General features: G+C 71.1%; 9 protein-coding genes. 3 read left to right on the forward strand and 6 right to left on the reverse strand.

Going from position 1 to position 14,737, the window contains the following annotated elements; genetic code table 11:
- Positions 1-388 precede the first annotated feature (388 nt).
- The gene (locus ADL12_RS13690) at positions 389-2,323 is read right to left on the reverse strand and encodes an acyl-CoA dehydrogenase family protein (RefSeq protein ID WP_062702023.1); all 1,935 of its coding nucleotides are present in this window, start codon (positions 2,321-2,323) and stop codon (positions 389-391) included.
- 110 nt (positions 2,324-2,433) lie between these two features.
- Complete coding sequence (locus tag ADL12_RS50305; protein WP_244187896.1) at positions 2,434-2,634, reverse strand: GH12 family glycosyl hydrolase domain-containing protein; 201 nt, start codon at positions 2,632-2,634, stop codon at positions 2,434-2,436.
- 409 nt (positions 2,635-3,043) lie between these two features.
- Between ADL12_RS50305 and ADL12_RS13695 the strand changes: the two genes are divergently transcribed.
- The 3 genes from ADL12_RS13695 (at position 3,044) to ADL12_RS13705 (ending at position 7,507) form a co-directional block, all read left to right on the forward strand.
- Complete coding sequence (locus ADL12_RS13695; RefSeq protein ID WP_062702025.1) at positions 3,044-4,060, forward strand: LacI family DNA-binding transcriptional regulator; 1,017 nt, start codon at positions 3,044-3,046, stop codon at positions 4,058-4,060.
- Positions 4,061-4,134: 74 nt separating this feature from the next.
- Positions 4,135-6,186, forward strand: a complete 2,052-nt coding sequence (locus ADL12_RS13700; protein ID WP_062702027.1) for a glycoside hydrolase family 31 protein — start codon at positions 4,135-4,137, stop codon at positions 6,184-6,186.
- A gap of 133 nt (positions 6,187-6,319) precedes the next feature.
- Positions 6,320-7,507: a sulfotransferase family protein gene (locus ADL12_RS13705; protein ID WP_062702028.1), complete on the forward strand. Its 1,188-nt coding sequence runs from the start codon at positions 6,320-6,322 to the stop codon at positions 7,505-7,507.
- Between the two features lie 36 nt (positions 7,508-7,543).
- Here the strand turns inward: ADL12_RS13705 and ADL12_RS13710 are convergent, their stop codons facing one another.
- From ADL12_RS13710 to ADL12_RS13725, 4 genes are read right to left on the reverse strand one after another with little or no spacing between them, the layout of a single operon-like run.
- Complete coding sequence (locus tag ADL12_RS13710) at positions 7,544-8,257, reverse strand: glycoside hydrolase family 12 protein (RefSeq protein ID WP_062702030.1); 714 nt, start codon at positions 8,255-8,257, stop codon at positions 7,544-7,546.
- A 38-nt stretch (positions 8,258-8,295) separates the two neighbouring features.
- Positions 8,296-10,506 carry a glycosyl hydrolase family 95 catalytic domain-containing protein gene (locus tag ADL12_RS13715; protein WP_062702032.1) on the reverse strand — a complete coding sequence of 737 codons (2,211 nt, stop codon included), beginning with the start codon at positions 10,504-10,506 and terminating at the stop codon, positions 8,296-8,298.
- Positions 10,503-12,497: a beta-galactosidase gene (locus tag ADL12_RS13720; protein WP_062702034.1), complete on the reverse strand. Its 1,995-nt coding sequence runs from the start codon at positions 12,495-12,497 to the stop codon at positions 10,503-10,505. The genes ADL12_RS13715 and ADL12_RS13720 overlap by 4 nt, the downstream gene beginning before the upstream one ends.
- A complete protein-coding gene (locus tag ADL12_RS13725; protein ID WP_062702036.1) occupies positions 12,497-14,722 on the reverse strand; it encodes a sialidase family protein in 2,226 nt (741 codons plus the stop codon). Before ADL12_RS13725 ends, ADL12_RS13720 begins: the two co-directional genes overlap by 1 nt.
- Between the last annotated feature and the right edge of the window lie 15 nt (positions 14,723-14,737).

Raw genomic sequence — 14,737 nt, forward strand, 5'->3', positions numbered from 1 at the left:
GGGCCGTCGCCCGCTACGGGGTCGTAGACCAGATGTGGATCGGCGAGGGCGCGGGGCGGAAGCCCCGTCGTCCGCCCGGAGGGTGGGTCCTGCGCCCGCCGCGGAGCGGCTGATGTCGCCAGTAGGTGCGTGCTCTCGCCGTGCCGGGCGTTGGCCCACGTACTGGATGTACTTGGGTCAGCGCCCGGTGCGGCGAGAGTGCGTGCATGGCGTCGCAGGGCAGACGGGGCTTCCGCCCCGCGCCCTCGGGGGGCTGGACTGTCGCTCATCCCCCCATTGTGGCCGTAACGGCTGTCGGGAAGGACAGGGCGTCCCCATCGGGCGGGTAACAGGATGGTGAGGGGTCGCCGCAGGCTGTGACTGGCGGGCGGTGACCCCTCACCGCGGGTCACCTGATCGGGCGGTGCACGTTCTCCCGTTCGCTCGGGCCCGGGGTCGCGTCGGCGATCCACGGGGCGCCGTCGTCCGACGGGTCGACGATGCCCTGCTCGAGCCACTCGTACGTGCCCGACATCACGCCCTTGACCACCTTGCGGTCGAGGTCGTCGGTGTTGGACCACAGCCGGCCGAAGAGCTCCTCGATCCGCAGGCGGGACTGGTGGCAGAAGGCGTCGGCGAGCTGGTAGGCCTCGCGGCCGTGCTCGCCCTGGCCGCGCAGGTGCTCGGCGCGGACACAGGCCGCGCTCATGGCGAACAGCTCGGCGCCGATATCGACGACGCGGCCGAGGAAGCCCTGCTTGGTCTCCATGCGGCCCTGCCAGCGGGACATGCCGTAGAAGGTGGAGCGGGCGAGCTTGCGCGACGTGCGTTCGACGTAGCGCAAGTGCGCGGAGAGGTCGACGCCGTGTTTGAACTCGCCGTACGAGTACGGCAGTTGGCCCTGGCCGGCGACCAGCTTCGGGAGCCACTTGGCGTAGAAGACACCGGCGTTCGCGCCCGCCTTCGCCTTGTCCTGGAGGGACTTGTCGGGGTCGATGAGGTCGCCGGCGACCGACAGGTGGGCGTCGACGGCCTCGCGGGCGATGAGGAGGTGCATGATCTCCGTCGAGCCCTCGAAGATGCGGTTGATGCGCAGGTCGCGCAGGACCTGTTCGGCGGGGACGGCGCGCTCGCCGCGGGCCCGGAGCGAGTCGGCCGTCTCGAAGCCGCGGCCGCCGCGGATCTGGACGAGTTCGTCGGCGATGAGCCAGGCCATCTCGGAGGCGTAGAGCTTGGCGAGGGCGCCTTCGATGCGGATGTCGTTGCGGTCCTCGTCGGCCATCTGCGAGGCGAGGTCGGTAACGGCCTCCAGGGCGAAGGTGGTGGCCGCGATGAAGGAGATCTTCGAGCCGACGGCCTCGTGTGCGGCGAGCGGCTTGCCCCACTGCTCACGCGCCGCCGACCACTCGCGGGCGATCTTCAGGCACCACTTGCCGGCGGCGACGCAGGACGCGGGCAGGGACAGCCGCCCGGTGTTCAGCGTCGTGAGTGCGATCTTCAGGCCGGCGCCCTCGGGGCCGATGCGGTGGGCGGCGGGGACGCGGACCTGGTGGAAGCGGGTGACGCCGTTCTCGATGCCGCGCAGGCCCATGAAGGCGTTGCGGTTCTCGACGGTGATGCCGGGCGAGTTGGTCTCCACGACGAAGGCCGTGATGCCGCCCTTGTGGCCCTCCGACTTGGGCACGCGGGCCATGACGACGAGGAGGTCGGCGACTACGCCGTTGGTCGTCCACAGCTTGACCCCGTCGAGGACGTAGTCGTCCCCGTCCGGCACGGCGGAGGTGGCGAGGCGGGCCGGGTCGGAGCCCACGTCGGGCTCGGTCAGCAGGAAGGCGCTGATGTCGGTGCGGGCGCAGCGTGGAAGGAACCGCTCCTTCTGCTCCGGGGTGCCGAAGAGCTTGAGCGGCTGCGGTACGCCGATCGACTGATGAGCGGACAGCAGCACGCCGATCGCCGGGGACGCCGAGCCGGCCAGGGTGAGGGCCTTGTTGTAGTAGACCTGGCCGAGGCCGAGCCCGCCGTACTTGGTGTCGATCTTCATGCCGAAGGCGCCGAGTTCCTTGAGCCCGTCGATCACGTCGTCGGGGATGCGGGCCTCGCGTTCGATGAGGGCGCCGTCGACCTTCGTCTCGACGAAGTCGCGCAGTTTGGCGAGGAACTCCTCGCCGCGCTGGGCGGCCTCGTCGGTGGGCATGGGGTGGGGGTGGATGAGGTCGAGGCGGAAGCGGCCGAGGAACAGTTCCTTGGCGAAGCTGGGCTTGCGCCATTCCTGTTGCCGGGCCGCCTCTGCCACCTGGCGGGCCTCACGCTCACTGACAGTGGGTTTCGAGGGTGCTGCGGACATGAGGCTCACCTCGCCGCGAATCGGGATCTTGGGCCGTTTGGTTACCGACGGGTGCTACCCGATCGTATGTACCCGATTCCGGGCGGGGCCACCACCCCGCGCGCAGCCGTTCAGCCGATGTTGACGGAGTACGCCTCGGTGTCCAGTCGGCCCGTGCCCTTGAAGACCTCGGTGCCGGACTCGATGCCGGAGACGTACTTGTCGTGGCCGAGCAGGTTGCGCCGTACGAGTGCCTGGGTGAAGTCGTCGAGGTCGAGGGTGGCCTTGGTGGTGTTGGTGCGACGGACGAAGGAGTGGACCTTCCAGCCGATGTCGCCCTCGCAGGAGCGCGACGAGGTGTGCGCAGCGGGGCCGACGCGCCCTTCCGTTCACGGCCAGGACGGTGACGTAGTACTTGCCGAGCCCCCGGCGAACGCCGGGGGCACTGGGCGGCGGTGCTGCATGGGGGACGGTCCAGAGGTCCCCCCGCTGCATGGCCCCCCACGGCCGGCCATGGTAGGGAGGAGGCCACGAACCCCGGAATGCCGCCCCGGGCATGCGCCGGACAGGATCCGCGCCCCTGCCGAGGCCCGCGTCGACGTTGCCGGGAAACTCACAGTCGAAGCGCTTCGACAACCTATGGACACCCACTCGCGGTGGAGCTACTGTCGAAGCACCCTCACACCTGCCTCTGTTCACACCGCGCATTGTCGAAGCGCTTCACAAAGCTTGGAGAGCTGGATGGTCACCCTCGCCGAGGTCGCCCAGCACGCCGGAGTCTCGGCGAGCACGGTGAGCTATGTCCTCAGCGGCAAGCGGTCCATCTCCGGGGCCACCCGGCAGCGGGTCGAGCAGAGCATCCGCGAGCTGGGCTACCACCCGAACGCGGGCGCCCGCGCCCTGGCCAGCAGCAAGTCGAACATCATCGCGCTGATGATCCCGCTGCGCACCGACATGTATGTGCCGGTGATGATGGAGATCGCCATCGCGGTGGCCACCACGGCCCGTACGCACGGATACGACGTGCTGCTGCTGACCGGCGAGGAGGGCCCCGACGCCGTGCGCCGCGTCACCGGCAGCGGGCTGGCCGACGCGATGATCCTCATGGACGTCCAGCTGGACGACGAGCGGCTGCCGCTGCTGCGCGGCACCGACCAGCCGTCCGTGCTGATCGGGCTGCCCGCCGACACCTCCGGGCTGACCTGCGTCGACCTCGACTTCAAGGCGACCGGCGCGCTGTGCGTGGAGCATCTGGCGATGCTGGGTCACCGCGACATCGCTGTCATAGGCGAGGCCCCGGCTGTCTACGAGCGGCACACCGGTTTCGCCGAGCGCACGCTGGACGGACTGCGGCTGCGTTCCCAGGAGCTGGGGATGCGGCTGCTGCACCGGCCCTGCGAGGGCGGGTACGACGCGATGGCCGTCACCCTCGCCCGGATCCTCGACGAGCGCCCGAGCACCACGGGGTTCGTCGTGCAGAACGAGTCGGCGGTCGAGCCGCTGCTCGCCCTGCTGCGCCAGCAGGGCCGTGCCGTGCCGGAGGACGTGTCGGTGGTCGGCATCTGCCCCGACCAGGTCGCCACCCAGGCCTCGGTGCGGCTGACGTCCGTCTCCATCCCCGCGCAGGAGATGGGCCGACATGCCGTGGAGCAACTGGTGGCCAAGCTCGACGGGCGCGGCAGCAACGAAGTCGTGCTGATCGCACCCGAGTTGACGCAGCGGGCGAGCACGGGCCCGGCGCCGGCCAACACCAACTGATCCTCGTTCCATCACCGTGTCCTTCCAGGGCACCCCCATGTCTGCACTCGCCGCCCTCTTCAGGAGCGCCAAACGTGAATCAGTCTGCCGAAAACCAGCCCCAGCCAGGCACGGTCAGCCTCGCGCAGTCGTCCCCGACCGTCGGCACGTTCCGTGAGCGGGACGGTGCGCTGGAGTGGAGCGGCCGTCAGGAGACCCTGCGCGTCGAGCCGTGGGGGCCGGACGCGGTCCGGGTGCGTGCCCGGCTCGGCGGTCCGGTTCTCGACGGGCTGCCCGGCGCGCTGGTCGAGGCCGCCCCGGCGACCGAGTCGACCGTCAAGATCGAGGACGGGCTGGGGGTGCTGACCGTCGGCGCGCTGACCGTCGAGGTCGACGCCGAGGGCCTGATCCGCTTCCTGCGCACCGAGGACGGCACGGAGGTGCTCGCCGAGGAGCGCGCCCACTTCTGGTGGCCGGGCTCGCGGCTCTACACCGCCGTGGGCAACGGCTACCACCGGCTGGAGCAGCGCTTCGCCGCGTACGACGACGAGAAGCTGTACGGCCTCGGCCAGCACCAGCACGGCCGGTTCGACCAGAAGGGCCTGGTGCTGGACCTGGTCCAGCGCAACGCCGAGGTCGGCATCCCGGTTCTGTCCTCCAGCCGCGGCTACACCCTGCTGTGGAACAACCCGGCGATCGGCCGCGTGGAGCTCGCGCACAACGGCACCCGGTGGGTGGCCGACTCCGCCCGCCAGATCGACTACTGGATCACCGCGGGCACCCCGGCCGACGGCCAGCGCCGCTACAGCGCGGTGACGGGCCGTACGCCGATGCTGCCCGAGTGGGCGGCGGGTTTCTGGCAGTGCAAGCTGCGCTACCGCACCCAGGACGAGCTCATGGCGGTGGCGCGGGAGTACAAGCGCCGCGGCCTGCCCATCGACGTCATCGTCTGCGACTTCTTCCACTGGACCCACCTGGGCGAGTGGAAGTTCGACCCGAAGGAGTGGCCGGACCCGGCGGCGATGGTGCGCGAGCTGGACGAGCTCGGCATCAAACTCGTCGTGTCCGTCTGGCCGTCGGTCTCCCCCCTCTCCGAGAACCACCCGGTCATGGAGCAGCGCGGTTACTTCATCGGCACCCAGTACGGCCCGATGGCGCACGCCGACTGGCCCGACAAGGAGGTGGCGTCGACGGTCCAGGTGGCCTTCTACGACGCCACCAACCCGGACGCCCGGGAGTTCGTGTGGTCCAAGGTCAAGCAGAACTACCTCGACCGGTACGGCATCACGGCCTTCTGGCTGGACGCCTGCGAGCCGGAGCTGAAGCCGGGCTTCCAGGAGAACCTGCGCTACTGGACGGGCCCGGGCCTGGAGGTCGGCAACATCTACCCGGCCGAGAACGCCCGCACCTTCTACGAGGGCCTGCGCGCGACCGGCGAGGACGAGATCATCACCCTCAACCGCTCGGCGTGGGCGGGCAGCCAGCGCTACGGCGCCGCCCTGTGGTCCGGCGACATCGGCACCGACTTCCCGACCCTGCGCCGCCAGATCGCCGCCGGCCTCAACACCGCGCTGTCCGGCATCCCCTGGTGGAACACCGACATCGGCGGCTTCCACGGCGGCGACCCGGACGACCCGGCGTACCGCGAGGTGATGGTCCGCTGGTTCCAGTTCGGCGCGCTGTCCCCGCTGATGCGCCTGCACGGCTTCCGCGACCCGGGCATGCCGCTCGGCCCGCAGATGACCGGCGGCCCGAACGAGGTGTGGTCGTACGGCGAGGAGGCCGGCGCGATCCTGGAGCAGTACCTGCGGCTGCGCGAGCGCCTGAAGCCGTATGTCCTCGAGGTCATGCGCGAGGCCCATGAGGAGGGCCTGCCGGTGATGCGCCCGCTGTTCCTGGAGTTCCCCGAGGACCAGGCGGCCTGGTCGGTCGACGACGCCTACCTGTTCGGCCGCGACCTGCTGGTCGCCCCGGTGCTGACGGCGGGCGCGACGGCCCGCACGACGTATCTCCCGGCGGGCGCGGCCTGGACGGACGCGTGGACCGGGGAGACGTACGAGGGCGGTACGACCGTGACGGTCGACGCCCCGCTGGACCGCATCCCGCTGTTCTTGCGGGACGGGGCACGGCTGCCTGTAGCGGAGTAGCCGTGTCGGTGGGGGGTGGCCGGGGGGTGGAGGTCTTCCGGTCACCCCCTCGATCGCCCATTCAGCTCTCTTGCCCTGATGCGCGCCGAACTTCCTTGCCCCACAAGCAAGTTCGGCGGGATAGAGTCGCCGCGTGTCCTCGTCTCCGATAGCCCTCACCCTGGCCAATGTGCTGCTGCGTCCGACTCTCGGCTCCCGTCATGGGCACCAGCGGATCTTCGACCGGATCGCGGTGGAGGCCGGGGAGACGCCGGGAGACCGGCAGTTCGTCGACGACTTCCGTTCGCTGCTGGGCTGGTGGGCGAAGGCCGAGAACCTGACCCCGGTCGGCTGGCAGTCCGCTCAGGTCTTCGTGCGCCGGCACCTCACCAACCGGGCCCGCGTGCGGCGGTTGATCGCCGAGCATCCCGGGATCGAGCGCGAGCCGATCGAGAAGCCGGTGTTCGTCGTGGGCCTGCCGCGCACCGCGACCACGGTCACGCACGCCGTCCTGTCGCTCTCCGCCGAGCACCGAGGCCCGCTGCTGTGGGAACTGCTCACGCCCGACCTGGAGTTGCCGCCTCGACAGCGTCGTAAGGCCGTCACGGCGGGGCGTCGTCTGGTCCAGGGCACCAATCTGTTCGCGCCGCGCTTCCGCGACATCCACGCGATGGCCGCCGAGGGCCCGGAGGAGTGCACCTTCGCGCTGCCGCACGCCCTGATGCCGCTGTCGCAGGCGCTGATGCCCGAGTACGAGGCGTGGTACCGCGAGCGGGACTTCGTCGACGACTACCGGTATCTCAAGCAGGTGTTCCAGGTCCTGCAGTACGGCCGTCCGCGCCGCCGCTGGATCCTCAAGTCCCCCATGCACCTGGGCAATCTCGACGCGCTGCGCACGGTGTTCCCGGACGCCACGATCGTGTGGTGCCACCGCGACCCGGTGACCGTCGTGGCCTCCTTCTGCAGCCTCATCGAGCACGGCATGGCCGTCAGCACCCGCCCCCTCGACCTGCACCGCATCGGCGCCCTCTGGCTCGGCCTGCTGAGCCACGCCATGACCCGCGGCCTCGCGGCCCGCGCCGCCATCCCGCCCCACGCCCTGGTCGACGCCCCGTACGCCTGGCTCGCCGCCGAGCCGGCCACGGGCGCGCCCAAGCTCTACGATGCGGTCGGCGCGCGCTGGACCGACGCCGACGCCGCCCGGCTCCCTGGGGCCGTCGCCCGCCCGAAGGGCAGCCGCCCGCACCGCTACGACCTGGCCCGCTACGGCCTGACCCGCGACGCCGTGGAGTCCGCCTTCGCCGACTACAACGCACTGCGGGCCGAGGTCGACCGCGCCTGAGAACGGACGCGGACCGACCCCGGCCCCGATGACGCGTCAGCTGCTGCTGACCGTCAGGTTGTTGGTGGTGAAGTCCAGACCGCCGGACGACGAGGTGATCTCGTAGCCGAACTGGACGTCACCGATCGTCTCGTTGCTGGACATCCAGCCCTTGCCCGCGATCCAGCTGAGGATCGGCTTGATGTTCACGGTGCCGGAGGAGGAGTCGGACGTCCGCAGGAACGAGAAGACCTCGTTCACGCCGTTGGTGCCCTTGTAGACGGTCCAGGTGTGGCCGCCGAGCGTGACGTTGCCCTGCGAGGTGCCGAGCGGGCCGACGGCTCCGTTGTAGTTGACCCACAGCATGATCTCGTAGTCGTAGTCGGTGTCCCAGATGTCGTACGACGTGTTGTACGCGCCCGACGACGGGACGGTCACGTTGTAGTTGCTGGTGAGCGAGCCGAGGGAGGCGATCGTCTTGTTGATCACCTTCTTGGAGTTGGGGTAGGACTTGATGCCGCCGGTGTTGGGGTGGTTGGCCCAGACACCCCAGTTGGTGCCGGAGTTGGCCCATATGCACTGGCTGCCGGCGCCGGAGCCCCAGATGTTGTTGTAGAGCGTGTAGCCGTTCAGGCTCGTGTTGCCCCACTGGTCGCAGGAGTTCCAGACCGCGGCCGAGGCGGGGGCGGAGGCGAGACCGACGGTGGCGCCGATGGCCATCGCCGGGGCCAGCACGGCCATGGTGATCTTGCGAAGTGCGTTCTTTGCCATGGTGTCCCTTCCATGGGTGGGGGGAAATGCGGGGGGAGTTACCACGTCCCCGACGTGAGGACGTGGTCTTCTCCGGCGACGAGGTCGAGCGATTGCGCGTCGCCGGAGGAAGTCCGGAGTTCGATACGGAGGGAGCGCGACGGCTTCAGGACGGCCGTGGCTCCCTCGGGCGTCCAGGTCAGGTCGACCTCGGCGCCGAACCGTGTGCGTACGCCCCGGAGCCGGCCCTCCCGGAAGGTGGGGGGAAGGGCCGGCAGCAGGACCAGTCGGTGCGGGGTCGACTGCACGAGCATCTCGATCAGTACGGCGGGCAGGGTGTGTGCGGCATCCGCGTTGTAGACGTGGCGGTTCGGGTAGTGGGCGCTCATCAGGGAGGCGTGGAAGAAGTCGCCGCCCAGCACCTGGTCGAAGGCGTGGGCGACCCGGTCGCCGTCCCTGAGGCGGGCGGCGATGAGGGCGTGGTGGAGGTGGCCGTGCGCGGAGTCGTTCTCGGCGCCGCGCAGTTCGAGGGCGCGGTGGGCGGCCGCGGCGAGGCCGGGGGTGTCGTACGGGGTGATCTCGTCGAGCGGCCAGACGCCGTAGAGGTGGCTGAGGTGGCGGTGGTCGTAGGTGTCCTCCAGGCCGGGCCAGGCCCATTCGGCGAGGGCGCCGTCAGCGTTGATCCGGTGCTGCGGGAGGCGGTCGGCGAGGGCGCGCCAGCTGTCGGCCTCCGGGGTGTCCGGGTGGTACTCGGCGGCCGTGAGCAGCGCATGCCGGGCCGCCGAGAGGTCCATCGCGGCGTTGAGAGTGCCCCAGCTCGCGTTCGCCGGGCGGTTCTCGGGTGAGTAGGAGGGGACGACGACCAGGTAGCCGTCGTTGTCGGTCCGGGTGAGGAAGTCCTCGTAGAACAGGGCGACTTCGGCGAGGACGGCGGCGGTGCGGGGGTCGCGGTCGCCGCGTGTGTCGTCGTGGTCGACGAGGGGCTTGAGGAGCCAGTCGGCGCCGGCGGTCCACAGGTGCAGGGGGTATTCGCGGTTGAAGTGGTAGATGTGCCCGGACTCGCCGTCGGTGTGGGCGGGGGCGACGACGCCGCGGGTGCCGAAGATCGTGCGGGCGTTGTCGCGCCAGTGGTCCAACTGGCCGTGGATGAGGGCGGCGTGGGCCTCCGTGACCTCCGGGAGCGCGGCCGCCGCTGCCGATGCGGTCTGGAGGTTGACGTTGGCGTCGGTGGTGAACGCGCCCGACCAGGCCGTGTTCCAGTCGCCGGTCCACAGGCCGGTGAGCCGGGGCGGCAGCATTCCGGCGGCGGAGAGGAGGTGGTAGCGGCCGGCTGCGAAGAGGCGTTCCAGAAGGGCGGGGCTCTTGGGATGGCTGACCAGCTCCGATCCGGGGAGCGCACGTTCGGCGTCGTCGGCGCCGAGGTCGAGGCCTGCGCGGAGGTAGGCCGGGCGGTGCAGGTCGGTGTGGCGGGCCAGGAGGCGGTCGTACGGGTCCTCGTCGCCGTCGGGGAGCAGGGCACGCAGCGCTCGCGCCTCGGCGAGGGCGTCCAGCTCACCGGTGTGGCGCTGGACCCGGGTGAGGAGGAGCAGCGAGCGGGCGCCCTCGATGCGCATGCCGGGCAGGGAGGTGCGGGTACTGCCGCCGGTGACCAGGGCGAGCGTGACACCTGTGTACGCGCGGTCGCTGCCGGGGTAGCGGACGCGGAGGGTGAGGAGTGCGCCGTCGGGGGTGAGGATGGCGCTGTGTCCGACCGCCAAGTTGTAGGGGGCGCCAGGCAGTTGAGGGTCCAGGGTCACGTCGGTGGTGAGGCCGGGCTCGGTGACGTACTGGACGATGACGTCGTCGGCGCGCGAGACGAAGACCTGGCTCCGCCAGCCGCCCCGTATGGCTGTGCAGACGCCGGTGGCGAAGTCGACCTCGCGACGGTAGTCCTCGCGCTCTTCGGCGACCGCACGGCGCAGCCGTATCTGGAAGGCGGGATGGAAGGGCTGCACCCACTGCAGCTCCCGCCCGTCGGTGAAGCGCTCGGCCGCCGTGACGTCTCCGGCGAGCAACCGGTCCTGGAGCTGCGGGAGTTCGGCGGCGAGGGCGGGTGGACGGGCGTGTTCGCTGCCGTTGGGGCGGACCAGGGTGTGGTGGTTGACGATGACCCGGTCGGCGTTCGGATCTCCGCACACCATGACGCCGTGTCGGCCGTTCCCGCTCAGGTAGGCGTCCTCCCAGCGGGCGGCGGGGGCGGGCTCCCAGGTGCCGTGTACGGGTCCGCTCATGAGGCGGCCTCCAGTACGGCCACCCCGTATCGGCCCAGCTCCACCGCGTCGGTGACATCCGTGCCGGTCAGCAGGTCGCGGTGGCGGCCGGGCACGGGCACCGTGACGCCGTCGCGCCCGTGGTTGAGCAGGAACAGCAGCCCGCCCCGGCGGACCGCCTCCACCCCGGCCGGGAGCCCGGTGAGGGTCGGCCGTACGCCCGCGCCGGCGGCGATGTCGGCGAGCAGGGTGCGCAGGGTGTGCGGCTCGGGAAGGGTGGAGACGTACCAGGCGCGGCCCTTGCGCAGGACCGCGGGGAGCCCGTCCAGCTCGCCGCCCTTGTAGGGGATCACGGCGTCCACGTCGTCCGCCGCCTCGATCTCCTCGGACCACAGGGTGCCGTGGAAGCCCTCGACGTCGGCCTTCTCGCCCGCGTCGAGCGGCCACCACTCGTGCAGGACGCGGATGCCGAAGAGATCGCGAAGACGGGCGTCCATACCGCCCGCCCGCACCCGGTCGTCCTCGTCGGCGACGCCGGTCTGGAAGCCGGCGACGAGGGTGCCGCCGCCCTCGACGTAGGCGACGAGGCGGTCGATGGCCGTGTCCGTCACCAGGTACAGCTGCGGGACGACGACCAGCTTGTACGCGGACAGGTCGTGCTCGGGGTGAGCGAAGTCCGCGACGGTGTGCGCCTCCCAGAGGGCGCGATGCCAGGCGCGGACGACCTGCGGGTAGTCGACCTCGGAGGACGGCCGCCCCTCCTGCTGGCTCGCCCACCAGGCGTTCCAGTCGAGGAGTACGGCGACCTCGGCGGCCGCGACCCGGGTGTCCGCCACCTTCTCGCTGAGCAGGGCGAGTTCGGCGCCGATCCGCCTGACCTCCTGGAAGGTACGGCCGTGCTCCCCGGCGTGGCTGACCATGCCGGAGTGGAACTTCTCCGCGCCCTGCCGGGACTGCCGCCACTGGAAGTAGCAGACGGCGTCGGCGCCGCGGGCCACGGCCTGGAGGGACCAGAGGCGGCCCAGGCCGGCCGGCTTGGGGTGATTGACCCCGCGCCAGTTGACCGGCCCGGCGGCCTGCTCCATGACCGTCCAGGGGCCGCCGCGGGCCTGCGAGCGCGTCATGTCATGGACCAGCGCCCCGTACTGCCCGCCGAACGGATCACGCGGATCCGGATAGATGTCGACGGAGACGACGTCCTCCCGCTCGGCCCAGACCCACGCGTCCTGCCCCTGCCAGAACGGCATGAAGTTGGTCGTCACCGGGATGTGCGGGGTGTGCCGGGCGACGATGTCGCGCTCGGCCAGGTAGCACTCCAGCAGCGCGTCGGACGTGAACCGCTTGAAGTCCAGGACCTGGGTCGGATTCTTCATGTAGTGCGCCCGGCGCGGCGGCAGGACCTCGTCCCAGTCGCCGTAGCCCTGACTCCAGAAGGCGGTCCCCCAGGCCTCGTTGAGGGCGTGGAGCGTGCCGTACTTCTCCTGGAGCCAGCGACGGAAGGCGGCCTCGGCCTCGTCGCCCCAGTCGTAGGTGCAGTACTCGTTGTTGATGTGCCACATCCGCAGGGCCGGGTGGCTGCCGTAGCGGGCGGCGAGGTCCTCGGTAATGGCGGCGGCGTAGCGCCGGTAGGTGGCGCTGGAGTGCGAGAAGTGCTGCCGGCCGCCCCACCACTCGGTACGGCCGTCCTCGTCGCGCGGGAGCGTCTCGGGGTGCAGCCGCCCCATCCAGGGCGGGGGCGAGGAGGTCGGAGTGGCGAGGACGACGCCGATGCCGCTCTCGTGCATGAGGTCCATCAGCCGGTCCAGCCAGCCGAAGTTCCGTGCCCCCGGCCGGGGTTCGAGCTTCGCCCAGGAGAAGACGCCGAGGGTGACCGAGTTGACCCCGGCCTCCTTCATCAGCCGGAAATCCTCGTGCCAGGTCTCCTCGGGCCACTGCTCGGGGTTGTAGTCGCCGCCGAAGAGGAGGCGGCCGCGGGTGGCGTCGGCGAGCGTCGGCCGCTGTGACTCCGGCATCACACCAGGTCCCCGTACTGGACACCGCGCCCGTTGGTGGCGACGTAGACGCGGCCGTGGACGCGCGGGTCGCCGGTGATCGTCTCGCCGGTCCAGCCCCACTGGTGCTGGTCGTCGTTGATCCGCACCCAGGTCTTCGCCTCGTCGTCCGAGCGGTGGATGGCGGTGATCGTCTCGGTGGAGCCGACCATGTAGATCGCCGGGTAGTCGGCGCCGTCGGCGGCCTTGCCGAAGCCGAGGGTGTGCGAGGCCCAGCAGCTGTCGACCTTGGTGAAGGCCCCGCCGCCGTCGGTGGACCGGTAGAGGCCGTTCCCCTTCGTGCTCAGCCACAGGTCACCGGAGCGCCCGGGCGCCGCGACCAGCTCGAACTGGCTTTCCCCGGAGGGCAACCCGGTCGCACGGGCCGTGAAGGTACGGCCACTGTCAGTGCTGGCCAGTAGCGTTCCTGTGTCGGTGTCGTACGCGTAGAAGAGCGTCGGGTCGGCCGGGTCGGCGACCGGCGTGGCGCCCTTCGGGAAGGAGGAGATCTCGGACCAGGTGGCACCGTTGTCCGCGGAGCGGTGGGCGGGGTACTTCGTGCCGTCCCAGTGCACGAAGGCCCAGAGCAGCACGCTGCCGTCGGCGTTGGTGGCGATCGGCCCGGGTGCGTCCTTGGCGATAGTGGGCTGGGCCTTGAAGGGCGCCCAGGTCTGCCCGCCGTCGCCCGAGTAGGCGCCGTTGCCGTTGTCGCCCCAGCCGGCCCGGACGACGTACGCCGGCTTGGCCGCGGCCTGGGCGAGCCCCGTCGCCGACCCGAACACGGGGTTCGACGCCATGCCGCGCGAGGGCGATGCGGTGAGCGACTCGTGGTACATCACGCCGATGTCCCCGTTGCCGCTGATCAGATGCGCCTCCCCGACCGGGGGCGAGATCAGCTGGCGCACGGACGTCTCCTCCAGGCCGCGGATCTGCGGGGCCCAGTTCTTCAGGTCCCGGGTGCCGTAGAGAGTGGCGCCGGTGCCGTAGACGATGTGCCGGGAGTCGTACGGGTCGAGGGCGAGGGCCTGGATCCACCAGCCGAACTTCGGCTTGTCCTGGCCCCACTTGAGGTAGGGGGTCTCGGAGACATCGAGGACGGCCGTGTCCTTCAGGGACGTCCAGGTGCGGCCGCCGTCGGTGCTGCGGAACACCGTGTCGACGGCCGCCCAGCGGTTGTTGGTGGAGACGACGAGCGTGCCGGGGCGGCGTGCGTCGACGGCGACGCCGCCGTACCCGAAGGTGTCGGCCGACCCGTCGGCCGTGGTGCCGCCGGGCTTCACGGGCGTGACCTCGGTCCACTTGCCGTTGAGGGTGCACAGCTTGTGCACGCTGCCGTCGGACTGGCCGTTGGGGCCCGGTGCGTTGGCGTACGTCACGTACAGGTGGCTGGTGCCCCGGTCGTAGGCGGCGCGGATCGGGACCTTGGCGGCGGTGCCGGAGGGCTGGCCGGGGACGGCTTCCCAGGTCGTGCCGTTGCTGGTCCGGTACAGGTTCTTGGTACCCGACGTGCCGTCACCGTCGCCCCAGCCGGCGTAGAGGGTGCGCCCGGCGGCGACGAGGAGGGTGACGCCCTGGCCGGTGGCGCTCGCGGAACCCGGGAATCCGGTCACGGCTGCCCAAGTGGCGCCCCGGTCGGTCGACTTGAGCAGCCCGTCGTGCCGGGTGCCCAGCCACAGCGTGTTGCTGTCCCGCGGATCGACGAGCAGCCGCTCACCCGCACCCCGGCCGTCCTCATTGCCGCCGAGCTTCACGGTGAGGTCGGTCCGGGCCCAGCTGGCGCCGCGGTCGTCGGAGCGCAGGACGGCACCGTTGGTCGCCCAGGACTGGGCGTAGGTGCCGAGGGCGAGGTAGACGCGGTCGGGGTGGGCGGGGTCGACGGCCATCGCCTCGACGCCGAGGAGGTTCCAGTCGTCCCAGCCGAGGTGATCGGTCAGCGGGACCCAGTTCGCGGTGCGGTCGTCCCAGCGGTAGGCGCCACCGATGTCGGTACGGGCGTAGGCGAGGCCGCGGACGGAAGGGTGAAAGAGAACACCGGTGATGAAGCCGGTGCCACCCATGACGGCGGTGCGCCAGCGGTACGCCTGGCCGGCGGCGGCAACGGGCTCCGCGGCGGACGCCCGCCCCGCGAGGGACGGAAGGCCGGTGAGCGCGGCGGCGGCCGCGGTCCCGGCGAGAACGGCACGTCTGCTCAGGCGGGACGCGTGCATGACACATACCTCGTT

The organism is Streptomyces regalis (assembly GCF_001509475.1).
In the GTDB taxonomy this organism is placed as follows: Bacteria; Actinomycetota; Actinomycetes; order Streptomycetales; family Streptomycetaceae; genus Streptomyces; species Streptomyces regalis.